Annotated in this window: 26 protein-coding genes, 1 tRNA gene and 2 pseudogenes; 15 read left to right on the plus strand and 14 right to left on the minus strand. The window is 36.1% G+C overall.

Features of this window, described 5'->3' with window-relative positions; genetic code table 11:
* Positions 1-97 precede the first annotated feature (97 nt).
* From JOD14_RS02865 to JOD14_RS02875, 3 genes are read right to left on the minus strand one after another with little or no spacing between them, the layout of a single operon-like run.
* Positions 98-397 carry a DUF1292 domain-containing protein gene (locus JOD14_RS02865; RefSeq protein WP_204653186.1) on the minus strand — a complete coding sequence of 100 codons (300 nt, stop codon included), beginning with the start codon at positions 395-397 and terminating at the stop codon, positions 98-100.
* A gap of 27 nt (positions 398-424) precedes the next feature.
* Positions 425-856: a Holliday junction resolvase RuvX gene (gene ruvX / locus JOD14_RS02870; RefSeq protein WP_204653187.1), complete on the minus strand. Its 432-nt coding sequence runs from the start codon at positions 854-856 to the stop codon at positions 425-427.
* Positions 853-1,122 (minus strand): IreB family regulatory phosphoprotein, encoded by a 270-nt coding sequence (locus JOD14_RS02875; protein ID WP_204653188.1) that lies wholly within the window; start codon positions 1,120-1,122, stop codon positions 853-855. Before JOD14_RS02875 ends, ruvX begins: the two co-directional genes overlap by 4 nt.
* A 214-nt stretch (positions 1,123-1,336) precedes the next feature.
* On the opposite strand from JOD14_RS02875, the gene JOD14_RS02880 reads away from it, so the two are divergent.
* Complete coding sequence (locus JOD14_RS02880) at positions 1,337-1,690, plus strand: thioredoxin family protein (RefSeq protein ID WP_204653189.1); 354 nt, start codon at positions 1,337-1,339, stop codon at positions 1,688-1,690.
* 126 nt (positions 1,691-1,816) lie between these two features.
* On the opposite strand, the gene JOD14_RS02885 is transcribed toward JOD14_RS02880, so the two are convergent.
* Entirely contained in the window at positions 1,817-2,464 is a 648-nt protein-coding gene (locus tag JOD14_RS02885) for a redox-sensing transcriptional repressor Rex (protein WP_204653190.1), read from the minus strand.
* Between the two features lie 199 nt (positions 2,465-2,663).
* Here JOD14_RS02885 and JOD14_RS02890 point away from each other — a divergent pair, with 199 nt between their 5' ends.
* Together JOD14_RS02890 and ald are read left to right on the plus strand one after the other, a co-directional pair.
* A complete protein-coding gene (locus tag JOD14_RS02890) occupies positions 2,664-4,598 on the plus strand; it encodes an ABC-F family ATP-binding cassette domain-containing protein (RefSeq protein WP_204653191.1) in 1,935 nt (644 codons plus the stop codon).
* A 142-nt stretch (positions 4,599-4,740) separates the two neighbouring features.
* Positions 4,741-5,859, plus strand: coding sequence for an alanine dehydrogenase (gene ald / locus JOD14_RS02895; RefSeq protein ID WP_204653192.1), 1,119 nt, complete (start codon positions 4,741-4,743; stop codon positions 5,857-5,859).
* 61 nt (positions 5,860-5,920) lie between these two features.
* Here ald and JOD14_RS02900 read toward each other — a convergent pair whose 3' ends face one another.
* Positions 5,921-6,700 (minus strand): MerR family transcriptional regulator, encoded by a 780-nt coding sequence (locus tag JOD14_RS02900; RefSeq protein WP_204653193.1) that lies wholly within the window; start codon positions 6,698-6,700, stop codon positions 5,921-5,923.
* Positions 6,701-6,863: 163 nt separating this feature from the next.
* Here JOD14_RS02900 and JOD14_RS02905 point away from each other — a divergent pair, with 163 nt between their 5' ends.
* A complete protein-coding gene (locus tag JOD14_RS02905) occupies positions 6,864-7,664 on the plus strand; it encodes a competence protein ComK (RefSeq protein WP_204653194.1) in 801 nt (266 codons plus the stop codon).
* Between the two features lie 79 nt (positions 7,665-7,743).
* On the opposite strand, the gene JOD14_RS02910 is transcribed toward JOD14_RS02905, so the two are convergent.
* The 8 genes and pseudogenes from JOD14_RS02910 to JOD14_RS02945 all read right to left on the minus strand — a co-directional run.
* Complete coding sequence (locus tag JOD14_RS02910; protein WP_204653195.1) at positions 7,744-8,550, minus strand: MBL fold metallo-hydrolase; 807 nt, start codon at positions 8,548-8,550, stop codon at positions 7,744-7,746.
* Between the two features lie 51 nt (positions 8,551-8,601).
* Positions 8,602-9,465, minus strand: coding sequence for a two-component system regulatory protein YycI (locus JOD14_RS02915; RefSeq protein ID WP_204653196.1), 864 nt, complete (start codon positions 9,463-9,465; stop codon positions 8,602-8,604).
* Positions 9,455-10,774, minus strand: a complete 1,320-nt coding sequence (locus JOD14_RS02920; RefSeq protein ID WP_204653197.1) for a two-component system activity regulator YycH — start codon at positions 10,772-10,774, stop codon at positions 9,455-9,457. Before JOD14_RS02920 ends, JOD14_RS02915 begins: the two co-directional genes overlap by 11 nt.
* On the minus strand, positions 10,765-12,597 hold the full coding sequence (gene walK, locus JOD14_RS02925) for a cell wall metabolism sensor histidine kinase WalK (protein ID WP_204653198.1): 1,833 nt from the start codon (positions 12,595-12,597) through the stop codon (positions 10,765-10,767). Before walK ends, JOD14_RS02920 begins: the two co-directional genes overlap by 10 nt.
* A gap of 3 nt (positions 12,598-12,600) precedes the next feature.
* Entirely contained in the window at positions 12,601-13,305 is a 705-nt protein-coding gene (gene yycF, locus JOD14_RS02930) for a response regulator YycF (RefSeq protein WP_204653199.1), read from the minus strand.
* A gap of 155 nt (positions 13,306-13,460) precedes the next feature.
* A complete protein-coding gene (locus tag JOD14_RS02935; protein WP_204653200.1) occupies positions 13,461-14,318 on the minus strand; it encodes a DegV family protein in 858 nt (285 codons plus the stop codon).
* Entirely contained in the window at positions 14,305-14,895 is a 591-nt protein-coding gene (locus tag JOD14_RS02940) for a DUF1836 domain-containing protein (RefSeq protein WP_204653223.1), read from the minus strand. Before JOD14_RS02940 ends, JOD14_RS02935 begins: the two co-directional genes overlap by 14 nt.
* 179 nt (positions 14,896-15,074) lie before the next feature.
* Positions 15,075-15,221, minus strand: a pseudogene (locus JOD14_RS02945) (family 1 glycosylhydrolase); the annotation flags it as partial.
* Positions 15,222-15,908: 687 nt separating this feature from the next.
* Here JOD14_RS02945 and JOD14_RS02950 point away from each other — a divergent pair.
* The 11 genes and pseudogenes from JOD14_RS02950 (at position 15,909) to nrdF (ending at position 24,052) form a co-directional block, all read left to right on the plus strand.
* Complete coding sequence (locus tag JOD14_RS02950) at positions 15,909-16,385, plus strand: PTS sugar transporter subunit IIB (protein ID WP_204653202.1); 477 nt, start codon at positions 15,909-15,911, stop codon at positions 16,383-16,385.
* A gap of 21 nt (positions 16,386-16,406) precedes the next feature.
* Positions 16,407-17,201: a PTS mannose/fructose/sorbose/N-acetylgalactosamine transporter subunit IIC gene (locus tag JOD14_RS02955; protein WP_204653203.1), complete on the plus strand. Its 795-nt coding sequence runs from the start codon at positions 16,407-16,409 to the stop codon at positions 17,199-17,201.
* Positions 17,194-18,000 (plus strand): PTS system mannose/fructose/sorbose family transporter subunit IID, encoded by an 807-nt coding sequence (locus JOD14_RS02960; RefSeq protein ID WP_204653204.1) that lies wholly within the window; start codon positions 17,194-17,196, stop codon positions 17,998-18,000. The genes JOD14_RS02955 and JOD14_RS02960 overlap by 8 nt, the downstream gene beginning before the upstream one ends.
* A gap of 44 nt (positions 18,001-18,044) precedes the next feature.
* A complete protein-coding gene (locus JOD14_RS02965; protein WP_204653205.1) occupies positions 18,045-18,464 on the plus strand; it encodes a PTS sugar transporter subunit IIA in 420 nt (139 codons plus the stop codon).
* Positions 18,464-18,883, plus strand: a pseudogene (locus JOD14_RS02970) (alpha-amylase family glycosyl hydrolase); the annotation flags it as partial. The gene JOD14_RS02965 and the pseudogene JOD14_RS02970, both read left to right, overlap by 1 nt.
* A complete protein-coding gene (locus tag JOD14_RS02975; RefSeq protein WP_379962521.1) occupies positions 18,879-19,127 on the plus strand; it encodes a hypothetical protein in 249 nt (82 codons plus the stop codon). The pseudogene JOD14_RS02970 and the gene JOD14_RS02975, both read left to right, overlap by 5 nt.
* 165 nt (positions 19,128-19,292) lie before the next feature.
* The gene (locus JOD14_RS02980) at positions 19,293-19,976 is read left to right on the plus strand and encodes a MurR/RpiR family transcriptional regulator (protein WP_420827551.1); all 684 of its coding nucleotides are present in this window, start codon (positions 19,293-19,295) and stop codon (positions 19,974-19,976) included.
* A 105-nt stretch (positions 19,977-20,081) separates the two neighbouring features.
* Positions 20,082-20,154: transfer RNA gene (locus JOD14_RS02985), tRNA-Lys, on the plus strand.
* Between the two features lie 344 nt (positions 20,155-20,498).
* A complete protein-coding gene (gene nrdH, locus JOD14_RS02990) occupies positions 20,499-20,723 on the plus strand; it encodes a glutaredoxin-like protein NrdH (RefSeq protein ID WP_204653206.1) in 225 nt (74 codons plus the stop codon).
* A gap of 110 nt (positions 20,724-20,833) precedes the next feature.
* Positions 20,834-22,993, plus strand: a complete 2,160-nt coding sequence (gene nrdE / locus JOD14_RS02995; RefSeq protein ID WP_204653207.1) for a class 1b ribonucleoside-diphosphate reductase subunit alpha — start codon at positions 20,834-20,836, stop codon at positions 22,991-22,993.
* A gap of 90 nt (positions 22,994-23,083) precedes the next feature.
* Positions 23,084-24,052: a class 1b ribonucleoside-diphosphate reductase subunit beta gene (gene nrdF / locus JOD14_RS03000; protein WP_204653208.1), complete on the plus strand. Its 969-nt coding sequence runs from the start codon at positions 23,084-23,086 to the stop codon at positions 24,050-24,052.
* Positions 24,053-24,141: 89 nt separating this feature from the next.
* Here the strand turns inward: nrdF and JOD14_RS03005 are convergent, their stop codons facing one another.
* On the minus strand, positions 24,142-25,122 hold the full coding sequence (locus tag JOD14_RS03005) for an aldo/keto reductase (protein ID WP_204653209.1): 981 nt from the start codon (positions 25,120-25,122) through the stop codon (positions 24,142-24,144).
* Between the last annotated feature and the right edge of the window lie 12 nt (positions 25,123-25,134).

Consider the following 25,134-nt stretch of genomic DNA (forward strand, 5'->3'; position numbering starts at 1 on the left):
ATTGTTGTGGCACATCTTAATTTTTAATAACCTTGGTCAAAAATAAAATAAAAAAGAAGAAACCTTATCAAATCAAGGTTTCTTCGCTTTATTTAATCTATTCTTCTTCTTCGGACATGAAGGTGTTAAAGACTTCCTCAATCATATCCCATTCTTTATCGGTTTCGATTTGTTCTAAACTACCTTCTGAGCCATCTTCGTTTTCGATGTAGGCATAGGCTTGTAGCTCAACTTCTTCGTCTTCTGGAATTCCAGCTGGATAAAGTAAAACGTAATTGCGGCCAAACTCTTCTTGACCGTCAATCGTTAATAAAATTTCGTATAACGTTTCGTTTCCTTCATCGTCAATTAAAGTAATGTGTTCATGTCCTTCGTGGTCGTGTGTATGTTCTGTCATTGTTTTTCCTCTTTTCTTTTCATTCTTTTATAATAATTTATTTCCGACGCTATCTAAGTAGTTCTGTAAAATCATGACGGCCGCCACTTTATCAATGACTTTTTTGCGCTTGTCACGTGAAACGTTACCTTGTTCAATTAACATTCGTTCCGCTTGCACGGTTGTTAACCGCTCATCTTGATAAACTACCGGAATTTGATACAACTCTTCTAATTTATCACCATAAGCTATTGAAGCTTCTGCTCGTGGCCCAATTGAGTTATTCATATTTTTGGGTAGGCCAATGCAAACTTTCGTCACTTCATATTCATCAATTAATTCTTTCACACGTTTAAAACCAAATTCGCCACGTGCTTCATTAATTCGAATAATTTCAACTCCTTGCGCTGTCCATCCCATCAAATCGCTTACAGCAACTCCCACGGTTTTGGATCCAACGTCAAGCCCCATTATTCTCATGATAAATGAACTCCATGATCTTTCAAGTAATAGCGAATTAAAACTTCCATTATTTCGTCTCGTTCATGACGACGAATTAAGTTGCGCGCTTCACGATAACGCGGGATATAGGCTGGGTCACCTGATAACAAATAACCAACAATTTGGTTAATTGGATTGTAGCCTTTTTCCTCTAAGGCGCGGTAAACAATCGCTAATGTTTCACTGATTTCTTGCTTACGGCTATCGTCAAAATCAAAACGAACCGTTTCATCATTTACACCCATAACGTGACACCTCTTTCTTTAAAAAACTCTTTATTCCTAGTTCCTATTGTACTAGACCTTTAGTTAAACTACAAATAAATTCTTCTTAATCTACTTTAGATTATAACAAGTGTTTGTGATTTTTTTATGATTTTTCTTGTATCTAAATTAAGAGTACGCAAAATTTGACAAGTTCTTTGAGGATCCTTAAAGTAAAGTAAAAGGGGTGAAAAATATGCAACACTTAACTTTCGAACAAACAATTCAAAAAATCAGACAAAGTCCTCTTAGTTTACTCTACATCTCTGCTCCAAATTGCTCGGTTTGCCACGCGGTAAAACCACGAGTTGAGCAGCTTTTTCTTAATAACACTTTGCCCATGTTTGCGTTAGATATCGCAGAGGCACCTGAAGTCGCTGGGACATTTCAAGTTATGACCGCTCCAGCTATTTTAATTTTTTATCAAGGAAAAGAGGTTCATCGACAAGCACGGTTTATTGATTTTGCCCGATTAGAATCTTTTGTAACCAATTACCAACAAATGAAAGAGGTTAGCGATTATACTTCTTTATTTGAAGCAAACACGTAACAAATATTCACGTCTAAAAAAACCGAACAATCGATTGGACTGCTCGCTCTTACCGTTTTGGTATGAGTACTTCAGCGTGTTTTCAATCGCGTTCGGTTTTATTTTGACCTTATCAATCGATTCGGTCTAGTTTTCTTCTGGAATAATTCCTCCAGAGTGTAAGAAATAAATTAAGGTTTGTAATTCCGTCGTTAAATCAACGTTTTGTACCAGGACATCTGCTGGTGCTGTAATGCGGGTTGGCGTAAAGTTTAAAATTCCTTTGATACCTGCTGCAACTAAGTCATTCACTACATCTTGTGATCGTTCAGCCGGCACGGTTAAAATGGCAATATCAATTTGTTGAATTGAAATTTGTTCTTTCATATCAGACATTGGATAAACAGGAATCCCGTCCACAATTCGGCCCACAATCTCAGGATTTACGTCAAAAGCTGCACTCACTCGGATACTGTTACTTTGATGGAATTTGTATTTCAATAACGCACTCCCTAAATTCCCTACCCCAACAAGAGCAACATTGGTCATTTGATCATCATTTAGCGTTTTGGCAAAAAAGTGCATTAAATCCTTTACATCATACCCATAACCGCGCTTGCCCAACTCACCAAAGTAAGAAAAGTCACGGCGAATCGTTGCACTATCAACTTGTACCGCTTCACTCAGTTCGGTTGAAGAAACTTTCTTCTTACCTGCATCATTTAATAATCTTAAGTAACGATAATATAAAGGCAAGCGTTTGGCTGTTGCCTTTGGAATTTGATTGTCTTTCAATTTTAGTACCTCCATTTGTGAAAACTTCACTATTACAAACCCTATCATAGCAAATTTAGCTTGATAAAAGCAATTCACTTGCTCATAATTTGTGCTTTTTTTGTAATTTGCTTTTTTTCGTGTATCGCCCAAGGAAATAAACTATGGTAAACTGAAGAAAACATATCACTTGTTAGATGAATTAGAAATGAGGATTTAGATGATTTTACTACAAATAAACCAGGTTGCTCGCTTATTTGGCGCTGAGGTGCTGTTTGAAAATATGCAGTTAGAAATTCAATCACAAAGTCGAATTGGTTTAGTTGGCCGAAACGGCGCCGGCAAATCAACACTTTTAAAAATTATTGCCGGTATTGAAAGTCCCGATAAAGGCACCTTGACCAAGACAAAAAATTTATCAATTGGCTATTTAGCTCAAAATAGCGGTTTAAATTCAGATACAACTGTCTGGAATGAAATGCTTGATGCGTTTACTGCTGTACGTCAAATGGAAAGTCGTTTAAGAGAATTAGAAACGCTTATTAGTACACAAGAAATTGACTCGCCAGAAGGACAACGCGTCTTAAAAGAGTACGACCAATTACAACATACTTTTGTTGAGCAGAATGGGTATAGCTACGAAAATGAGATTCGCTCCATTTTACACGGGTTTCAATTTGACGCCACCTTTTATCAACAAAAAGTGCAAGATTTATCTGGCGGACAACGAACGCGACTGGCTTTAGCAAAAATGTTATTGCAAAAGCCAGAACTACTTATTTTAGATGAACCAACAAACCATTTAGATATCCAAACATTGGCTTGGTTAGAAAATTATTTACAAAATTATCAAGGCGCACTTTTAATTGTTTCGCATGACCGTTATTTTCTAGACAAAGTTGTGACCGAAATTTATGAAATTGCACGCCACAAAATGATGCACTACAAAGGGAACTACAGCCGCTATTTAACGCTAAAAGAAGAACAACTTGCTTTGGACTGGAAAGCTTTTGAAAAGCAACAAGGACAAATAAATAAACTGGAAGACTTTGTTGCTAGGAACTTAGCCAGAGCTTCAACCACCAAAAGAGCACAAAGTCGGCGGAAGCAACTTGAAAAGATGGAACGAATGGAACGACCACAAGGAGCAGAGAAATCAGCAAATATCCTTTTTAAAATCGATAAGCCATCAGGAAACGTGGTCTTACAATTAGAAGACGGAGAAATCGGCTATGATAAACACGTTCTTGCTAAAAATATTACGCTAGATATTCGACGAAAAGATGCCATTGCGCTGGTTGGCCCAAATGGGATTGGTAAGTCGACGCTTTTAAAATCCATCTTAAAAGAAATTCCACTCCTAAAAGGTACGCTCCATTACGGGACGAATGTATCTCTTGGTTATTACGATCAAGGACAACAAAAACTGCAACCACAAAAAACAATTTTAAAAGAGCTTTGGGATGAACACCCGACAACACCGGAAGTTGAGATCCGCTCCGTTTTAGGAAGTTTCTTATTTTCTGGTGAAGACGTTGAAAAAACAATTGGTCTTTTAAGCGGTGGAGAAAAAGCTCGTGTCGCTTTAGCCAAACTGGCGATGAACCATGAAAATTTCTTAATTTTAGACGAGCCTACGAACCACTTAGACATTGATAGTAAGGAAGTTTTAGAAAACGCGTTAATTGACTTTGAAGGAACGATTTTATTTGTTTCGCACGATCGTTATTTTATCAATCGAATTGCAACAAAAGTAATTGAACTTTCACCAGAAAAAAGCACACTCTATTTAGGCGATTATGATTATTACATGGAAAAAAAACAAGAAGAGGCCGAGTTGCTTGCTTTGCTAGAACAAGATCAAGTAAAAGAAAAAAGTGTATCTGCTGGTAAACAATCTTTCCAACAAACGAAAGAACAACAAAAGATCATTCGCCAGCTACAAAGAAAAATTGGACAGCTAGAAGAGAACCTTGAACAAATTGAAGAAGAAGTGAGTCAATTAGAACTACAAATGACTCAACCCGATAATTTAAATAATCATTTTGCGCTCATTGAACTTCAAACAACCATCGATGAGAAAACAATCCAACAAGAAACACTCTATGAAGAATGGGAAAAAGCTAGTCTTGAGTTAGAGCAATTGGATTCATAATTAATAAAGTTTCAAGAAGTAATTTTCTTGAAACTTTATTAATTTTTTGTGAAAAATTTTCAGAATTTTCATGCAATGATTGTGATTCTTCTGTTTTTCCTTTATAATTGAACGTACCCAAAAAGATGGAGTGATTAAGAAAATGAAAATTGGAATTGTCAAAGAAATTAAGAATAATGAAAAAAGAGTCGCTTTGCCCCCTGCTTGTGTCTACGAATTAATCCAAGCAGGCCATGAAGTTTATGTTGAAACACAAGCTGGCGCAGGCTCTGCAATTAGCGATGAAGCTTACCTTGCTGTTGGCGCAATCATTAAAGAAAATCCAGCCGATGTTTGGGCACAAGACCTTGTGATGAAAGTAAAAGAGCCCTTAAAAGAAGAATATCACTTTTTCCGTGAAGGTTTAATTTTATTTACTTACTTGCACTTAGCCGCAAATAAAGCCGTTACCCAAGCTTTAATTGAGGCAAAAGTTACCGCTATTGCTTATGAAAACGTCCAATTAGATAATGGTGGACTCCCACTATTGGCCCCAATGAGCGAAATTGCAGGTCGAATGGCTGTTCAAATTGGTGCACAATTTTTAGAAGGACCAAACGAAGGGAAAGGGATTTTACTAGCTGGTGTTCCAGGGGTCCGAAAAGGAAACGTTGTTGTTATCGGTGGGGGCGTTTCAGGAACCAACGCCGCACAAATCGCTTATGGCTTTGGTGCAAACGTCACTATTCTTGATGTCAATTTGCATCGCTTAAAAGAACTCGATGCTCAATTTAACGGGAAAGTTCAAACGCTACTTTCTAATGCGTTTAATATTGAAAAGCAATTAGAAACCGCTGATTTAGTCATTGGTGCTGTTTTATTACCTGGTAGAAAAGCGCCAACTTTAGTCACAAGAGACATGGTTAAAAAAATGCCGAAAAAATCAGTCATTGTTGATATTGCGATTGACCAAGGCGGTATTTTTGAAACAAGTTCTTTTGCAACTACTCATGACCAACCGACTTATATTGAAGAAGGCGTCATTCACTACGCGGTGGCAAACATGCCCGGTGGAGTTGCTCAGACTGCAACTTATGCTTTAAGTAATACAACTTTGGAGTATGTCCGTCTAATTGCGAATTCTGCCTCTTTTGAAAAAGCAATCAAAGCAAATACCGCTTTGTATCGTGGCGTAAATACTTACCAAGGATTTGTCGTCAATGAAGGAATTGCGATTGATCTTGATTTACCATACAAAGCCTTAGATGCCCTACTTGCGTAATAGAACAAAACTCCTCAAGAAAGAATGATTTCTGAGGAGTTTTTTTATTAGACATCTGTTATTAAACTTGGGTATTATTCTTTTTTTGTGTGAACTTCTGAATACTTTGGCAAAGTATTCTCGTCGCACCGTCCCCCACTTGTTTATCATAATAGTTAGTAAAGCGTTCATCGATTAAGTACATTTGTGCTAAGCCAAAATGGGCCTGTGCTTCATACTTTGGCCAATAAAATTGCAACCACTTTCGATGCAATTCAAAAATAAGCAATTGTAACGCTTCCTCTACAACGTTTCTTTTTAATGCAATGGCTAGTTGATCAAATAACTGCTTTTGTGTTTCTTCTAATTCTTGATTTTCTTCGATTGTCAAATTCATCAATTTTTGATTTGCTAAATCAATCGTTTCATCGCCATATTTTTCTCTAATTTCCGTACCATAAATTTGCTCATTTTTTGCGATTTTTTCTTTCTTAAATCCCATAAATTTGTCTTCTCCTGACATCTTCTCTCCTCCTTGATAAGTAACCAACGTTTTTTCAACTGTTCGTATCATTTGATCTAAACTTGCTCGTTTCGCTTCTAAGGCGATTTTGTGCGTTTTTAAAGCTTGTTCAAAATCAAAATCGGGGTTATCTAATATTTGCTTAATTGCCGTTAACTTTAATCCTAATTCTTTATAAAGTAAAATTTGTTGTAAACGTTCCAATTCCTCTTCACCATAAATTCGATAACCCGATTGATTCATCTCTCGTGGTTCTAATAGTTTTTCTTCATGATAAAAACGTAAAGTTCGACTACTCACACCTGACATTTCAGCAACTTGCTTAATGGTATAATCCATTTCCCTCCTCCTTTTTTTCTTTATTGTACCCCTTCACCTTACGTTAAGGTCAAGGCGTTTTATCGTACATTAAAAAAGATTTCCTTGTGAAAGCGCTAGCAAAAGATTAAATAACAATGTATAATGTTATTTAATTATATCTGTTAAAGTAAAAGGAGATCTTATGAAGTTATCAAATTTTCAATTACATAACAAGCAACTTCCTTCGATTAAGGAGTACCGCGGTTATAAAATACCTTTAAGCACCTTATTTTGCTTGTCAGAAGAGCTTTATTACACCCCTGAAAATATTCATAAAGTAACACATCATTTTGAGCCAGCAATTACACCTGATTTTTTTGAAGAAGTTTACGCACTCGTTCCTATTAAAACTGCATTCCACAAAAAAACGTTCGTTCTGTATAAAAATTACGCACTTTATGTAGAACTTACGCCACTTGATATTATACAAAATGTACTTAAAGCCTATCAATATTTAGATTTTAAAGTTTACGCTCGAACAATTCATTCTATTTTTAATAAAAAAACAACCATCATTCCAATTGCTACTCAAAAATTTAGCATTTTTTCTTTAGGTAGCATCCATGAAAAAGAAACAATTTGGATTAATCCCGCTCGCGTTTGTAATATTGAAGAGACCAATCATTTAACTTTCATTGAGCTAGACAATTCTTTTACCATTGGTAGTGATCGACAAGCACGCGGAATCAAAAGGCGGATGATAAAATCTTTTATTATCCATGGCATCTTAAAAAGAGAAGCCGATGCCGATCCGATTCGACCAACAACTAATTTGCTAGAGTATTTGGATATCCCTTCGAACATTGTTACAAGAACGATTTTAAAAGGGGTGGAATATCAACACTTACCCGGACTACAGGGCGATTTTTTTGAACGCTATAATTTTGAGGCGGCGTTTCTTGCAAAACGAAAACTACTACAACGATTGGATATCGAAGAATAAGTTCATTTCATCACAATAAAAAAATGCACGCAAAGATGACTTTGCGTGCGTTTTTTATTCATTCGTAATTTTAGCGATTTTATACTGAAAATAATTCGGTTGCTTGCTCTGGATCGGTATCAAATACTTCAAAAGCATGACCAACCGCTAATCCTTGTTCTTTTAACGTATGAACCATCGTTAAATGGGCCAATTCTTTCAAGTTATTTTCACGGCTTAAGTGACCTAAATAAATTCGTTTGGTTGTATCTGTCAACACATCTGCCATAACGTATGCGCCATCTTCATTCGAAAGATGTCCTTTATCCCCTAGAATTCTTTGCTTTAAGTTCCACGGATAAGCCCCCATTCGTAACATCTCTAAATCATGATTGCTTTCAATTAAATACGCATCTGCACCGGTAATTTTCCCACGTAAAGCATCACTACAATACCCCGTGTCTGTCAAAATAACAAAAGACTTACCGTTACGATAAAAACGATAAAATTGAGGTGCTGCTGCATCATGAGAGACACCAAAACTTTCAATATCAAGATCGTCCAAAGTTAAAACTTTCCCCATCTCAAAATGGTGTTTTTGTTCTAAAGCGATTTTTCCAATTAACGGATCCATCGCTTGCCATGTTTTTTCATTGGCATAAATAGATAAATTATATTTTCTAGCAAGAACACCCACACCATGAATATGATCACGATGTTCATGTGTCACTAAAATCGCATCCAGTTCTTCTGGTGTCCGGCCAATATCATTTAATAAAGACGTAATTTTTTTACCACTCAAACCAGCATCAACTAAAATTTTCTTTTTAGGTGTCTCAAGAAATAAACAATTCCCAGAACTTCCACTGGCTAAAACACTAATTTGAAATCCATTTGAATCATTCACAGCTAAAAATCCTCTCTAATTTAAACAACTGTTTCCTATTATACGCACTTTCTATTTATTTTCCACTGTTTGAACAATTGAATTTGTTACAATTCGATTGGTGAAGCCATTTACCTGCTCTACGCGAACTTTTCCATCGGTTGTTTCAATCGTAACAAACCAAGTCGGCACGTAAATATTCTGATCTCTGATTTTAATGGTCATTTTATACATCAGTTCTCTAGAAATAATTTTTGAATTTGAAGGAATTTTACTATTAACATAGAGCGTATTAATGGCTTCTTTTTCTGAAATAATCGCCATTTCTTCCCTTAAAGGACTTAAATCTGAAATATGTGTCTGACTGTATTTTTTTACAAGAAAATGATCGCCTGACTTTTCTAAAGAAAAAATTAAACGACTTGAAGAATCATTAATTGCAATGCCATCATACTCTTGCCCTGCGATGATTTCAGGATATTCTGACGTCAAATTCGATTCTTGTGGCAAGTATCGATAGCTATCACCATATAATACAAAGTTCTCGTCATTAAGTAGCGCCGTTATGACGGTTTCAACTTGCGTAGCCTCTTTGATGTAAATGGATTCATCGATTAAATGCGTTAACATCCCCTCTTCAATGGTCGTTCGACTCATTAAAAAATCAGGAATATTTAGACGAGCTTGTGCCTCTTTTCGTGCCTCATAAAAATCAGTTGGAACACCGCTTAAGTAATACCCCATTTGATTTTCCTCAGAAAACTCCTCTTCATACTTTATATTCTCAGAAGCCAACCGCTGTTTTAATGGAATCGTTTCGTTTGTACGATAAGTAATATTTTGTTCAATGCGTGCTTCTCGATACAAGTTTAAAAGAAAAAGATTGAGCCCTAAAAAAGCGAGGAAAAAGATCCACTCAATTTTCTTAAAATCCATTCCCTCTCCCCTTTTCTTCTACAATTTTTTCATATAATTTATCATACGTGTACCAAGATTCCCCGTATTTTAAATACCATTGTGGAATCAAGTCCACCACACCAGTATCTTGAATATTTTCCCATTTATAGCCAATTAAAAACATCTTAATTTGATCAATCTCTCCTCCAGCTTGTTCTAATTTTTGAACAACTTCATGACTGGTTGGTAATTGTATCAATTCTTCAGAAGGAATTGGAATTTGCAAAGAGTTTAAATTTCCATCGATAGTAATATTTTTCTTATCAATTTGTTTGTTGTCTGAAAAATAAGCAAATAAACGACCTTCTGAAAAAGAACCAAATATTGGAAAACCTTCCACAAAAATACGATAATCAATCGTATTGCGGACTTGATCAATCATGCGTGTCGAACCATAGCTTGGACTAATCTCACGGACAAAATCAAAACTTGTTTGATAAATTTCAAAAGGTTGTTTTGTATCAATGGTTCCTTGAAACTGAAATTCACTACTATTTTGTTGAATAGTTAGCGTTTCTGCACTATCAAACAGGTGAACATCAAGTGAATTATTCGTACTTCGGACATTTGCTGGCGTTGTAAAAAAAGCATCTCGAAATAACGTATAAGGACGCATCGAAGAAATGTAGCTATATTTTTTTAATTCCATTTCTTGAACGCTAACAAAAAGATTGCTACTCAAAGGACTCGGCTCGACTAAAATCCAGTTGGTTTCAACTTCTTTTAGTAATTTTGTAAATGGTGATAATTGACTATCAATCGCTGCTTCAACAATTCTCAATTGCTCGTCATTTAAAAAGCGAATTTTACGCTTTTCAAAATCAATTTGAATTTTCGAAAAAGTAAATTCCTGACTTGTTTGTGTTTCTAGTGGAAAATCTAGATCAAACAAGTCTATATATTGGGTTAAAGGAAATAAAAAACTATAAGCTAACTCAATGCCACGTTTGCTTTTCACTTCCGTTTGATATTCTTCTACTTTGAATGTCTTCTCTTTTATTTTCGTAAAACGACTCTCATTAATCGCTAATTGTACTTCTTTTAGCAAGGTTTCGTTTTGAGACATATAATTTGTCTCTCTCACTTCATATCTAAGGGTCAATGGTAAAAAAATATCAATGGGTTTTCTTTCTTTTTCTTCTTTTTTCACGACTTCTTTTGAATGATCCGTTATTAAATCGTGGTTGCTTGGGCCAGCCCACAACAAATAAGTTAAATAAAAACTCAAACCAATCATTAAGATTAGCATGACTCTCAAGATTTTCTCTTTGACTTTCACTAATCCCACCACTCTTCTTCATATGGTTCATATGGCAAACTAATATAAAAAGTTGAGCCATAGTGTTCGCGACTTTCCACCCAAATTGAGCCATGATGTGCCTTAACGACTTCTCTAGAAATCGCAAGTCCTAAACCGGTTCCTCCTTGTTTTCGTGCACGGGCTTTATCCACTCGGTAAAAACGGTCAAAAACTTTATGTAAATCTTTTTTGGGAATCCCCATTCCTTGATCGGAAATACTTAATAAAATATGATTATGCGTTTCAGCTAAACGAACCGTGACCGTCCCGCCGTCTGGTGAATATTTAATCGCATTATTCATTATATTATCAATCACTTGAATCATTCGATCGGTATCGACTTCAACCCACAAGTCTCGCTTCGTAAATTCCCGTTTAATTTTATAGTGCTTTTCTTGGCTGGTCACCATCATATCAAAACGATCCAAAATAAAATTCACTAGATTATTGAAATTAACAAATTCTAATTGTAATTGCGCATTGCCACTATCCATTTTTGATAAATTTAATAAATCATTGATCATCCGGATCATCCGATCGGTTTCTTCTAAAGTTACTTTTAAAAATTGAGGGGCTAATTCTGAATCTTGCCAAGCTCCTTCTTCTAAAGCTTCAATATAACTCCGCATACTCGTTAGTGGTGTACGTAATTCATGTGAAACATTCGAAACAAAATCTCGTCGCTCTTGTTCGGTTTTTTCTTGTTCGGTTACGTCATGTAACACCGCTACCAAGCCTGAAATAAACCCAGAATCTCGTCGAATCATCGAAAAGTCAATACGTAAAATCAAATTGCCACGTTGGGGATAACTCGATGGCCTTTCTAGTAACATTTCATCGGTACTTTCCAGTAAATTCCTCAAGGTAAAATCTTCGTTTAACTCTAACAAAGTCAAAATTGATTGCCCAATGGCGGCTTCTTGTTTCACATCTAATAAGGATAAGGCCATTTCATTAATCATGATCACTTTTCCACGCCGGTCGGTAGCAATTACCCCGTCTGTCATATGCGTCAAAACACTGTCTAATCGATTTCTTTCTGACTCTACGGCATCTTGTGTTTCTTCAATTTGGATCGCTAACTGATTAAATGTTTCAGCTAATTGTCCCAATTCATCTTTTCCTTTCACTTCCAACTTATGGCTATAGTCACCACGAGCAATGCGTAAAGCTTGCTCACGCATTTCCCCGATTGGTTGGGTAATCGAACGAGCAATTAACAAAGAAACAACCATTGAAATGCCAATCGCCACTAAAGTTGCTGAAATAAAAATAAACGAGATATTACTAATATCTTGATATTGTTGTTCGAGATTACTACGCATATAAAGAGCTCCCTCAACCGAATCCCCTGTCCCTTGAACAATTCGAATATTAATTAATACCCGCTCTCCACTGACTTCATCAAAAGCTGAAAAATTCTTATCCGTAAACTCATCAATATAAGAATCGATGCTTTTTTTACCAATTGCATTTCGATCAGTTGGATCAGTTGTTGCGCGAATAATCCCTTTTGAATCAACCACCCGCATTTCTAAAATATCTGGTGAATCGCTACTATCTAAAATTCGCTGGATTTCTGTATTAATATCAGCTACTTCTAAATCTTGATTTCCTAAGTACGTACTAATTGTCCCAGCTAGCGTTTCTGCTTGCGCATTCATATTTGTTTTGAAATTTTCAATCATTGAACGTTCTAAACCACGAATAAAATACGCCCCGATAATCTCGATTGCTATAAAAAGAATCAAGATAAATGTCAGGGCGATTTTAAAGTTCACTGATTGAAAAAAGCGAACCTTATTTTTCATTTATTACTCCTGTTCTGGATTACGCACATAGTAACCCACACCGCGTCTAGTCACAAGATAATTTGGATGACTCGGGCTGTCCTCAATTTTTTCTCGTAAGCGACGAACCGTCACGTCAACTGTTCGGACGTCACCAAAATAATCATAACCCCAAACCGTCTGCAATAAGTGCTCTCTTGTCATTACTTGCCCAATGTGTTTGGCTAAATAGTGTAATAACTCAAATTCTCGGTGAGTCAGCTCAATGCTCTCGCCATTTTTACTAACAATATAGGCTTCTGGGTGAATAATCAAATCGCCAATTTCTATATCCGTCGATACCGGCACTTCATTTTCTTTGCTGGCCGTTGCACCACGACGTAAATTCGCTTTAACTCGGGCAATTAGCTCGCGATTGGAAAATGGTTTCGTCACATAGTCATCTGCACCAAGTTCCAAGCCTAAGACTTTATCAATTTCTGAATCTTTTGCCGTCACCATGATAATGGGCATGTCATAAGTTTTTCGAACCTCACGAGCAACTTCTAAACCATCCATTTTTGGTAACATTAGATCCAGCAGTATCAAGTCAGGCTCGACTTCTTTGACCATTTCGACCGCTTCTTCGCCATCGTATGCAGTAAAAACTTCGTAACCTTCCTTCGTTAAGTTAAATTTTACAATATCAGAAATTGGTTTTTCATCATCTACAACTAGTATTTTCTTCACAAAAACCCCTCTTTTTCTTTTAGTTTTTGAACGGTAATCTCTTTGTTATTATACATGATTTTGTAAAATGTTTCATTAAAACGAGTGGAATCTCTCACTCTTCTTAATAAAAAAGCAGTCAAATGAAGTATTTGCCTTCATTTGACTGCTGTCTTTTATTTTATGTATTGAATACCAAGTCCGAGTAAGCCTGGACCTGTGTGCACAACTAGGGCAGGGGAAATTGTTCCAAATAAGATTTCTTTTGCATGAGGAAAACGTTGCTCGACAACTTCTTTTAACCATTGACCTTCTTCAATTGAGCCACCTTGCGCCACGGCTATCCGAAAATCTTGGTGGTTCCCAATGAAATCAGCTGCTACTTCAACCATTTTTTCAATGCTTCTTTTTCTACCGCGTGTTTTTGCTACCGTGTAATAAATACCATCTTCATTACAAGATATCGTTGGGTTTAATTTTAATGCCGTTCCCACGATTGACGAGACGAGACCAATTCGGCCCCCTTTTTGTAAATACTCAAGAGTTGCCACATTAAATAAAACTTTATTTTGTACAATTTCTTTTTGAAGTTGGTGAATTAAAGCTTCCCATGGTGTTTCTTCAGCAATGAGTTCGGCTGCTCGAATTGCTTGTAAACCTGCTCCAATCCCAATACTTTTTGTGTCTAACACAAAAATGTCTAAGTCTTGCTCTTGTTCCCCTAGTAAGCGCAAAATATTATACGTGCCACTGAGTCCTGAAGAAATCGTTACAATTAATAATTTTTCATAGCCATCTGTTTTTATTTGCGTAAAAATTTGTTCAATTGCCGCGCCATCTGGTAAAGAAGTCGTTGGTACTTCTTCGCTCAAGCGGGCATAAACTTCTTCTGGGAAAATATCAATCTTATCGGTATACGTTTGATTTTTATAAATTATTTTTAAGGGAATCATATAAATTTGATATCGCTCCATAATTTCTTGCGGGACATCCGTTCCAGAGTCTACCAGTAAAGCAATTTTATTTTTGTTCATTTTCTACACCTTCTTTTAAATATCGTGTTTCGATTTGAATCATTTTTTCAGCTAATAATTTGTTTGCAAAAGCGGTTGCTGCACTTTGAGCAGCCAGTAATTTAATATTTGTGGCTTGCTCACTTGGTTTGCTAACCAAGCCCATTGCTTGTTGGCAAACAAGGTGAATGGCTTCTTCTTGTTTGTCACAATAAACGTTATAGGCATTACGAATTCCAATGACTTTCCCTTGAAATAAAATGCCATTTTTGATTTCATTAATGGTTAAAACTTGTTTTAATAGCGTAATTGCAATTAAAAAAGCGACATGTTTTTTCGTATAGCGTTTCTTTTTAGGAGCCGGAATCATACCATTTTTCACGTAATTATTTACCATTGAAGGCGTCAATAAAGAATGTTTATCCCGATGAATGACTGATGATAAATATTGATCAACTAAAGTAATTACTTGATCCATATAAAGTTCGATTTCGGGTAATTCTTCCCACCTAGGCAAGTGAAACAATAACAATGATTCGCCCCATTCAGCAATTTTTTCTTCTAAATTTTCCAATTGAACCCCTTCTTTATTTATCATAATCATTTAAACGAATTACAACAACTTCATTATCTAGTTATCAAAACTAGGTATAGTGTAACATGGAAAGTAGCGTTTGAAAAGTCATTCTTTTAAAAATCGCATTTACCAGTATCGTTTCTTAAAAAAAGCTCAAATCAAACAATCGCAACTGTTTGATTTGAGCTTTTTAATTATTTTTATTCTAATTCACTGCCATTTGAAGCAATGACATTTTTATACCAATAAAAAGATTTTTTCCGATAGCGTTTCAAACTACCTGTTCCATCATCATTTTTATCAACATAAACATAGCCGTAACGCTTGCTCATCTCACCAGTTGAGGCTTGTTGTATAGTAAATCAAACGAACAATATTTGAGACACTCAGAATGTCTGTACTGAAGCCATTCGTAAAAGTTGCGCAACATTGCCTTTTTTATTAAGGTTTTTTTAGCATATTCCTTTTCTTGCTCTGCCCAAGGAATACGAGCCGCTTTTTTAATCCAACGATTTTCAGGTTTTATTTTTTAATCTCACAGGCTGATCAAAATCTGCAAAAATAAGTTGTGGATGATTTTGTGGTTTATCTATTAAATGCCTCCAATATTGATAAAAGTGCACGGATTTCCGTGTTCTATCGTTAAAAGGCTTGCATTTGTTATATAAAATGTTGCGCTCAAATACCGCTGTTTCAATTTTTTTATTTTTAATTGGTAGACACTCAGTAAATAAAATAGGCCTACTGGCAAGTGCGCCAGTAGGCAAGGAGTAAAAATGAAAAAGTGTTAAGGTTGTCTTATTGAATAAGACGGGGTTGTTGGTATGTATTAACTATAAGCAAACTTTTTGAATAATTTATGAAGATAAAATTTCTTTTTTCGTAAAATTCTCCCCTGGGAATCCGCCCGCCTACTTGAACCCTTGACCAACCTCAAAGAAGCGGGCCCAACTCTTGGCTCAAGCATTGTTTTCTCTTTCTGTTGCTTCTATACTTCAATTTGTAAACGATAACAAAAAAGGAGTGTCATGATTATGTCATTAGTATTAGCAAGAATCGATCAAAGATTAATCCACGGGATTGTCGTTACCCAGTGGGCAGGAGCAACGAAAGCCAAACGTTTGATGGTGGTCGATGATGAAATTAGTAAAGATGAAACACAAAAAGCAGCGATGCGTATGAGTAAACCGGCTGGAACAGGGATGTCAATTATTGATACTCAAACGGCCATTGATAATTTTAATGCGGGAAAATATGATAGCCACAATGTCTTTTTAGTTGTCCGTGAACCAGAAACACTTTTACAACTAGCAAAAGGTGGCGTTAACATTCCAAAAGTAAACATTGGAATTATGTTTGATGGTGACGGTAAAAAAACGGTGAAGAAAATGGTCGCAGTCAATGAAAAAGAAATCGATGACTTAAAAGCGTTACAGTCGTTAGGAATTCCAGTTACTTTTCATTTTGTGCCAAATGATCCAGAAGAACCTTTAGAAACCTATATTAAATAAAAATAGAAAAGAAGTGAAAAAATGGAATTTATTCAAGGAACACTCATTATCTTATTAGCTTTTTGGATTGTTATTGATCAACAAGGTCTAGTGGTAACAACTTGGTTCCCTATTATGGTCGCTTTATTTGCGGGTATCATTATGGGCGATATGCACACAGCGATGGTCATCGGAGGAACTTTTCAACTTATGGCTTTAGGCGTCGCTAATATCGGCGGTTCTTCTGTACCAAATTGGGGGCTGGCCGCTTTAGTTGGAATCTATGTTGCGATTCGAACAACAGGGAATATTGAAGAAGCCAAAGCCGTTGCCCTCGCTGTTGGGGTCCCTGTTGGAATGTTAGGCATCCAGTTAGACGTTTTTGCAAAAATATTAAATTCTTACGTGGCGCAAAGTGCGCAAAAAGCATTAAACGCAGGAAATTTTAAAAAGATGAATCAAATTTTAGCAATTGGGCCTTTGATTTTTGGTCTATCAACGGCGATTCCAACTGCCCTATGTGTTATTTTTGGTGATCGCATTGTCAGTGTCATCTTAAACATCGTTCCTCAGTGGTTTACTGATGGATTGTCCATTGCAGGTAGCATGTTACCAGTCGTCGGGATTGCTTTATTACTACAAGTAATGCCAACCAAAAAATATTTGACCATGTTAATTTTAGGTTTTGTTTTTGCTGCTTATTTTAACTTACCGATTTTAGGCATTTCTTTAATTGGTTTTGCTCTTGCTTATTATTATTTTACTACTCAAATGAACAAACCGACCACTACAAACGGAACAGTTGCTTTTGATGAAGGAGATGATTTTGATGAATAACGACACAAAATTAACAAAAAAAGAGATTAATCAAGCTGCCATTCGTTATATGTTTAGTGCTTGTAATATTTTTAACTATCAAACGCAGCAAGGTCCTGCCGTTGTTTTTGGTTTAGAAAAAGCACTTCGTAAAATTTACCCAGATGACAAAGATTATATTGCTTCTTTAAATAACCACTACAAATACTTTAACACGACCACTTGGATGGCTAACTTATTGCTAGGAGCAAGCTTAGCCATGGAAGAAAAAGACGGGGTCGATTCTTTAGAGGCCGTGCAAGCATTTAAGACCGGGATGATGGGGCCACTTGCCGGAGTTGGTGATACTTTAATTTGGGTATTATACCCGACTATTATGGGTTCAATTGCGGCTTACATGGGGTTAGAAGGTAATCCAACTGGTGCGATAATTTGGTTATTATTAAACATTTTCTTTGTTTTTTTCCGAATCAAATTATTTTCAATTGGATACACGTCTGGTTTGAAACTCGTCACAACTTTGGGCGATAAATTATCCATTTTCACAGAAGCTGCGTCAATCATGGGATTAACGGTTGTTGGAGCGCTGATTCCTTCTGTTGTCAAAATGAACGTGGGACTCGTCTTTCAAACTGGTGAAGTTGAAATGCCGATCCAAACAGAAATTTTAGATAAAATCATGCCGGCTTTACTGCCCGTAATCTTAACTTTTATTATTTATAAATTAATTGCCAATAAAAAAATGAAGGTCACAACCATTATTTTTTCCGTTATTGGACTGGCCTTAATTTTATCATTCTTTGGTATTTTGACAGTCTAATAAAAACGTCACACTAAAAATCGGATGGATGAGGGAGAGTTATTATGAGAAAAATTATTTTTGCTAGCCACCACCACTTAGCTAGTGGCTTGAAAGAAACAATTGAATACATTGTACCAAATGGTGAAAAAATCACAGCGATTTCAGCTTACACAACGAATACTCCAGTCGAAGCTGAAATTAATGACGCCTTAAAAGATTTACAACCCGAAGATGAAGCGCTTGTTTTTACCGATTTATTAGGCGGTTCGGTTAACCAAGCTTTTACAAAATATTTAAATCAAGGCAACGTTCACGTTATTGCGGGTATGAATGTTCCCGTTGTTTTAACGGTTTTACTTGGTTTAACCAAAGAAAAAACAACTAGCCAGCAAATTCAACAAGCCATCCTCGAAGGGCAACAACAATTAGTTTATGTCAATGATTATTTTAAGCAACAAGAATTGGATGAGGATGACGAATGATGGCAAAAAAATGGTGGAAAAATAGCGTGGTCTACCAAGTCTATCCCCAAAGTTTTAAAGATTCTAACCATGATGGGATTGGAGATTTTCAAGGAATCATTGAAAAACTCCCCTATCTCGCTGAATTGGGAATCGATGTGATTTGGTTGAATCCGATTTTTGAATCGCCTTTAATCGATAATGGTTACGATATTAGTGATTATACAAAAGTTTTACCTCAATACGGAAATTTGGCAGATTTTAAAGAGTTGTTAGCCAAAGCACACCAAATGGGAATCAAAATAATTTTAGACTTAGTTGTAAACCATACAAGTGATCAGCACGAATGGTTCTTACAATCAAAACAAAGTAAAGAGAATCCTTACGCCGATTTTTATATTTGGAAAGATCCAAAAGCTGATGGGTCAGCGCCAAATGATATGGCAAATTGAGTTGTTTTTTAAGTATTTAAAACAAAATCTGACTATTAAACGACTTTATTCGCAAAGTGAACAAGGCGCGATGAATCAAGTGATTCTGACTTTGATCGCGACGTTGCTTACGTATTTAGTCAAGATTGAATTAAACACGACTGCCACCCTCTTTCAATTAAAAAGAGCCTTTCACTATCTAAAGTTTGAGTCTGTGAATCAGTGGCTCGATCAATTTCGTTCGAGTAGTTGATCAGTTAGATGTCGTTGTCACTTCTGTTTTAGTTGAATAATGGATAAAAATTTCTGGAAAAAGGTCATCCTCTGCGCCAGCACTTGTTTTTTTTAAAAAATTAGGATTTATCATTTTCAGATAATTCTGTTAATTATAAAATATTTTCTGTGCACCACTAGTGATATTAGAAACAATAAAAAAGAAATAACTAAGCTTTCGGCCGTCGAATTTGGCGAAAAAGTCCTTTCTTCCAAAAGTTCTATTTCTCGCTTAGCCCAAAAACTCGGGTTTCGTGGATACACTGAAATGAAGTACGCTATCGATCAAGACCTTCAAACAGCAATCCTTTCCCCAACAGATTTAGTTGCTAGTTTGAAAAGTAATATTGATAAAACCTTTCATTATGCCAGCCAGGTTAATTTCCAACCATTGATTACACAAATAAAAACAGCGAAGAATGTCTTAATCTACGCTACCGGCTTTACACAAAATAATTATTCAAAAGATTTCTCTAATGATTTATTTTTATCGGGTCGACCGAACTTTTTAATCTCAGGAGAAACAAATTTTGAAATGATCAGCCATACATTGACTTCTGAAGACTTAGTTATTATTACTTCACTAAGTGGCAACACACTATCCATTCAAAATACTATTAAACTATTAAACATCAATCAAGTGCCTCTTTGTTCTGTTACACGCTTTGGTAAAAACTTTCTAAATGATCATGCAAATTTCCAGCTTTATTATGAAGTAAGCGAAATTCCTAGCCCTGTTGTTGATACTGGGAAAAATATGATTGGATTAAATATTATTTTGTCGATTTTATCACACAAATATCGAGAGTTTGTTTTATTTGATGAGTAAATTCAGCGCTCTAATGCCACAAAATCAGGTGTTTTTTTTTTGAAATCATTGGAGAAATGATTGCATTTTTAAAATCAGAGTGCTATCATAAAAAAGTAGTCTTACGGGACGTTAGCTCAGTTGGTAGAGCAGCTGACTCTTAATCAGCGGGTCGCGGGTTCGATCCCCTCACGTCCCATGGGTGCCAAACCCACGAAGTCGGAGAACTGTTGGTGCGCAAGCATTTTGAAAACAGGTCTCGCGGCTTCTTTTTTTGCTAATTGTTTTCATGAAAACAATCAGGCTTCTTATCCTTTTTTTCACAATCAAGTTCTTCCATCATTTTCCCTTACCTTCTTTTACCATTAACAAACACGCTTTTAGACAAGGCTTCTTCTAAATCCGTCTTTTAAAAAACCACAACAATTAGTGTTTTCTAATTTCACAAACACAAGATATAGTATTTATTGGTTGACTTTATTTTAAACACGACTATACTAAGTTTATAAGATTTAGTCTCAAATGTTTAAGGAGGAACACACAATGAATATTAAATTATTTTCAAAAAACAACTGCATCCAATGTAAAATGGCCAAACGCTTTTTAACAGACAATCAAATTTCTTTTGAAGAAATCAACTTAGATAACGAACCAACAGCAATTGATTGGTTAAAAGAACAAGGTTTTCAAAGTGTCCCTGTTGTAACTTCAGAAGCAACGACGATTGTTGGGTTTCGTCCAGATCAATTGCGTCAGCTTGCTGTGTAGTTCCTACGATCAATTTAATAGCAAAACAATGGTTGGATTTGTCCGTCTAGTGACTTCAAATCCTTCTTTTTATGTCATTTGACAAAAATAAACGAAAAGGTTGTGTCAACATGAGTTTGAAATCTCTCAATGAGGTCAACTACTTTAAACTAAATAATGAAATAAATCGTCCGGTTAATGGACAAATCCCTTTACATAAAGATCAAGAAGCATTAAAAGCCTTCTTTACAGAAAATGTTTTACCAAATACCAAAATCTTCCCGTCAATTACAGATAAAATTGACTACTTAATTGCAGAAGACTATTTAGAAGAAGCATTTATTAAACAATATTCACCAGGTTTCATTGAGACCCTTTACCAATTCTTAGCAGAACAAAATTTCCGTTTTAAATCGTTTATGGCCGCTTACAAGTTTTATGGACAATATGCGTTAAAATCAAATGATGGTACGCAATACTTAGAAACATACGAAGACCGAGTAGCCTTCAATGCACTTTACTTTGCAGATGGCGATGAAGAATTAGCTTTAACCTTAGCAGACGAAATGATTCATCAACGCTACCAACCAGCCACGCCTTCTTTCTTAAATGCCGGACGTAAACGCCGTGGTGAATTGGTTTCTTGTTTCTTAATTCAATTGACTGACGACATGAACTCAATTGGTCGCGGGATTAACTCTGCGCTACAACTATCGCGAATTGGTGGCGGTGTCGGCATCACTCTTTCCAACTTACGTGAAGCTGGGGCGCCAATTAAAGGTTATGATGGTGCTGCAAGTGGCGTTATGCCAGTTATGAAACTCTTTGAAGATAGCTTTAGTTACTCAAACCAATTAGGCCAACGTCAAGGGGCCGGTGTTGTTTATTTGAATGTGTTCCATCCAGATATCATTAACTTTTTGTCAGCTAAAAAAGAAAATGCGGATGAAAAAATTCGCGTTAAGACCCTTTCTTTAGGCGTCATTGTGCCAGATAAATTTTATGAATTAACACGTAAAAACGAAGAAATGTACTTATTTAGCCCTTATAGTGTTGAAAAAGAATATGGCGTACCCTTTTCTTATATTGATATTACAAAAGAATATGATCGTTTGGTTGCAAATCCAAAAATTAAGAAAACGAAGATGCTTGCGCGTGATTTAGAAAATGAAATTTCAAAATTACAACAAGAATCTGGTTACCCTTATATCGTGAACATTGATACGGCAAACCGTGCAAACCCTGTGGACGGTAAAATCATTATGAGTAATTTATGTTCAGAGATTTTACAAGTGCAAGAACCTTCTTTAATTAACGACAAACAAGAATTTGAAGTCTTAGGAACCGATATTAGCTGTAATCTAGGGTCAACAAACATTGTTAATTTAATGGAAAGTCCTGACTTTGGGAAATCAGTACGTGCAATGACCCGTGCGTTAACATTTGTAACTGACGCATCAGACATTGATGTGGTCCCATCGATTCAACACGGGAATAAAATTAACCATACAATCGGCTTAGGCGCAATGGGTTTACATACGTTTTTTGCGAAAAATCAAATGATGTATGGCTCACCAGAATCGCTTGAATTTACCGATATTTACTTTATGCTATTAAATTATTGGACACTGGTTGAAAGTCACCAAATTGCCAAAGAGAAAAAAGTAACTTTCCATAACTTTGAAAAATCAACTTACGCAGACGGTTCTTATTTTGAGCCTTATATTAAAGGGGATTACACGCCAAAATCAGCTAAAATTAGCCTACTCTTTAAAGATATTTTCTTGCCAAGCAGCAAAGATTGGGAAAAACTTGCCCAAGACATTAAAAAAGATGGGTTATACCACCAAAACCGTCTAGCTGTTGCGCCAAATGGTTCAATTTCTTATATTAATGATACTAGTGCGAGCTTACATCCAATTACTCGTTTAATTGAAGAACGTCAAGAAAAGAAAATTGGGAAGATTTACTACCCTGCAGCTTATCTTTCAAATGATACCATTAATTATTACCAATCGGCTTATGATATGGATATGCGCAAAGTCATCGATGTCTATGCAACTGCTCAAAAACACATCGATCAAGGAATGAGTTTAACACTATTCATGCGTTCTGAAATTCCAGAAGGGCTTTACGAATGGAAAAACGCTACCAAACAAACTACACGCGATTTAAACATTTTAAGACATTATGCTTTCCATAAAGGCATTAAATCAATTTATTACGTCCGTACCTTTACGGATGATGCGGAAGAAATTGGCAGTAACCAATGTGAAAGTTGTGTTATTTAACCTTTAAGTACACAAAAAATGGAGGAAGCTAGCGGTCTTACTTTTTGCTAGCTTCTTTTCTTAAGAGAAAATAATAGGAGGAATACTTCCATGACAAACTATACTTATTACCCGGCAATTAACTGGAATGAAATTGAAGATGTGATTGATAAATCAACTTGGGAAAAATTAACGGAACAATTTTGGTTAGATACCCGCATTCCTTTATCAAACGACCTTGATGATTGGCGAACTTTATCGGATAAAGAAAAACAAATGGTGGGCTACGTCTTTGGTGGGTTAACTTTACTTGATACCGTTCAATCAGAAAGTGGAATGGATCAATTACGAAAAGATGTGCGCACACCTCATGAAGAAGCCGTTTTAAATAATATTCAATTTATGGAGTCCGTACACGCTAAAAGTTATTCTTCTATTTTTAGTACTTTAAATACAAAAGCGGAAATTGAGGAAATTTTCCACTGGACCAACACCAATGAGTTCCTCCAAAGAAAAGCGGAAATCATTAACGAAATTTATAAAAATGGCACGCCGCTTCAAAAGAAAGTCGCTAGTGTTTATCTTGAGACCTTCCTATTTTACTCTGGGTTTTATACTCCTCTTTACTATTTAGGTAACAATAAATTACCTAACGTGGCAGAAATTATTAAATTAATTATTCGTGATGAATCGGTCCACGGTACATACATTGGTTATAAATTCCAATTAGGCTTCAATGAATTACCAGAAGAAGAACAAGAAAGCTTAAAAGAATGGATGTATAATTTATTGTTTGAGTTGTACGAAAACGAAGAACGTTATACGGAAGAATTGTATGATGAGATTGGTTGGACCGAAGAAGTCAAAACGTTCTTGCGTTACAATGCCAATAAAGCCTTAATGAATTTAGGGCAAGACCCACTTTTCCCAGATACTGCCGATGATGTGAATCCGATTGTAATGAATGGTATTTCAACTGGAACAAGTAACCATGACTTCTTCTCACAAGTTGGAAATGGGTATTTACTTGGGACGGTTGAAGCAATGCAAGAAGAAGACTATCTGATTGGAATGGAATAATATTAAAAAAAGAGTGATTCCTTTCGTTTAATCCTACTCAAAAAAAGTCCTGATTTTCTATTTTTTGAAAATCAGGACTTTTTATTTTTTTAGCGTGCACCCACAACACGGTGAGGCACGTACATTTCTTCTAAATAGGCCACTTGCTCGGGGCTTAAAACTAAATCCAGCGCTGGTATGGCATCAAGTAAATGACTTTCTTTTGTCGCGCCAATAATTGGAATCGTACAAACTTCTTTTTGTCTAAGCCAAGCCAGAGCAACTTGGGCACGTTTTGCGCCGATATCAGCAGCAATTTCAGCCACGCGTTCAACAATGATGCGATCTTGTTCGAAGGTTTGATCGTATTTAATTTTAGACGTTTTATCGGTTAACGCACGTTGCGTCTCACCTTGCCAGTCACGCGTTAAACGTCCAGCTGCCAGCGGACTATACGGTGTTAGCGCAATTTTTTGATCTTGACAAAATGGCAACATCTCACGTTCTTCTTCACGATAAAGTAAATTTAGATGGTTTTGCATTGAAACAAATTTAGTCCAACCATTTTTTTCAGCAATAAATTGGGCTTTTGCAAATTGCCAAGTATACATAGCCGACGCCCCTAAATAACGAACCTTGCCTGATTTTACGAGATCATGTAAAGCTTCCATCGTTTCTTCAATCGGTGTCTGATAGTCCCAACGATGAATAATGTATAAGTCAATATAATCCATCCCTAAACGACTTAAACTCTGTTCGACTTGATGGAAAATCTCTTTACGAGAAAGTCCGCCACTATTGGGGGCTTTTTTCATTGGCATATAAAGTTTTGTCGCGACAACGACTTCATCGCGGTGACCAAAGTCTTTTAACGCTCTACTTAAAACGCGCTCGCTATCCCCTAATGAATAAATATTTGCCGTATCAAAGAAGTTAATCCCCTGCTCTAACGCTTTTTTTATAACTTGCCGGCTAGGCTCTTCTTCTAAAATCCAATCGTGAATCCAGTTGTTGGGATTACCAAAGCCCATTGCTCCTAGACACAACGGCGAAACATCGAGCCCGGTATTCCCCAGTTTTATATATTCCATTTGAATGCTCCC

Origin of the sequence: Enterococcus lemanii, from assembly GCF_016909125.1 — a bacterium.
In the GTDB taxonomy this organism is placed as follows: Bacteria; Bacillota; Bacilli; order Lactobacillales; family Enterococcaceae; genus Enterococcus_I; species Enterococcus_I lemanii.

Coding starts and splice junctions, on each gene's coding strand:
- JOD14_RS02950 (WP_204653202.1), top strand. CDS start 15,909: ATGTCATTAGTATTAGCAAGAATCGATCAAAGATTAATCCACGGGATT.
- JOD14_RS02960 (WP_204653204.1), top strand. CDS start 17,194: ATGAATAACGACACAAAATTAACAAAAAAAGAGATTAATCAAGCTGCC.
- nrdE (WP_204653207.1), top strand. CDS start 20,834: ATGAGTTTGAAATCTCTCAATGAGGTCAACTACTTTAAACTAAATAAT.
- nrdH (WP_204653206.1), top strand. CDS start 20,499: ATGAATATTAAATTATTTTCAAAAAACAACTGCATCCAATGTAAAATG.
- JOD14_RS02865 (WP_204653186.1), bottom strand. CDS start 397: ATGACAGAACATACACACGACCACGAAGGACATGAACACATTACTTTA.
- JOD14_RS02875 (WP_204653188.1), bottom strand. CDS start 1,122: ATGGGTGTAAATGATGAAACGGTTCGTTTTGATTTTGACGATAGCCGT.
- JOD14_RS02935 (WP_204653200.1), bottom strand. CDS start 14,318: ATGAACAAAAATAAAATTGCTTTACTGGTAGACTCTGGAACGGATGTC.
- walK (WP_204653198.1), bottom strand. CDS start 12,597: ATGAAAAATAAGGTTCGCTTTTTTCAATCAGTGAACTTTAAAATCGCC.
- nrdF (WP_204653208.1), top strand. CDS start 23,084: ATGACAAACTATACTTATTACCCGGCAATTAACTGGAATGAAATTGAA.
- JOD14_RS02975 (WP_379962521.1), top strand. CDS start 18,879: ATGATATGGCAAATTGAGTTGTTTTTTAAGTATTTAAAACAAAATCTG.
- JOD14_RS02905 (WP_204653194.1), top strand. CDS start 6,864: ATGAAGTTATCAAATTTTCAATTACATAACAAGCAACTTCCTTCGATT.
- JOD14_RS02915 (WP_204653196.1), bottom strand. CDS start 9,465: ATGGATTTTAAGAAAATTGAGTGGATCTTTTTCCTCGCTTTTTTAGGG.
- ald (WP_204653192.1), top strand. CDS start 4,741: ATGAAAATTGGAATTGTCAAAGAAATTAAGAATAATGAAAAAAGAGTC.
- JOD14_RS02940 (WP_204653223.1), bottom strand. CDS start 14,895: ATGATAAATAAAGAAGGGGTTCAATTGGAAAATTTAGAAGAAAAAATT.
- JOD14_RS02890 (WP_204653191.1), top strand. CDS start 2,664: ATGATTTTACTACAAATAAACCAGGTTGCTCGCTTATTTGGCGCTGAG.
- JOD14_RS02880 (WP_204653189.1), top strand. CDS start 1,337: ATGCAACACTTAACTTTCGAACAAACAATTCAAAAAATCAGACAAAGT.
- ruvX (WP_204653187.1), bottom strand. CDS start 856: ATGAGAATAATGGGGCTTGACGTTGGATCCAAAACCGTGGGAGTTGCT.
- JOD14_RS02965 (WP_204653205.1), top strand. CDS start 18,045: ATGAGAAAAATTATTTTTGCTAGCCACCACCACTTAGCTAGTGGCTTG.
- JOD14_RS02955 (WP_204653203.1), top strand. CDS start 16,407: ATGGAATTTATTCAAGGAACACTCATTATCTTATTAGCTTTTTGGATT.
- JOD14_RS03005 (WP_204653209.1), bottom strand. CDS start 25,122: ATGGAATATATAAAACTGGGGAATACCGGGCTCGATGTTTCGCCGTTG.
- JOD14_RS02900 (WP_204653193.1), bottom strand. CDS start 6,700: ATGGATTATACCATTAAGCAAGTTGCTGAAATGTCAGGTGTGAGTAGT.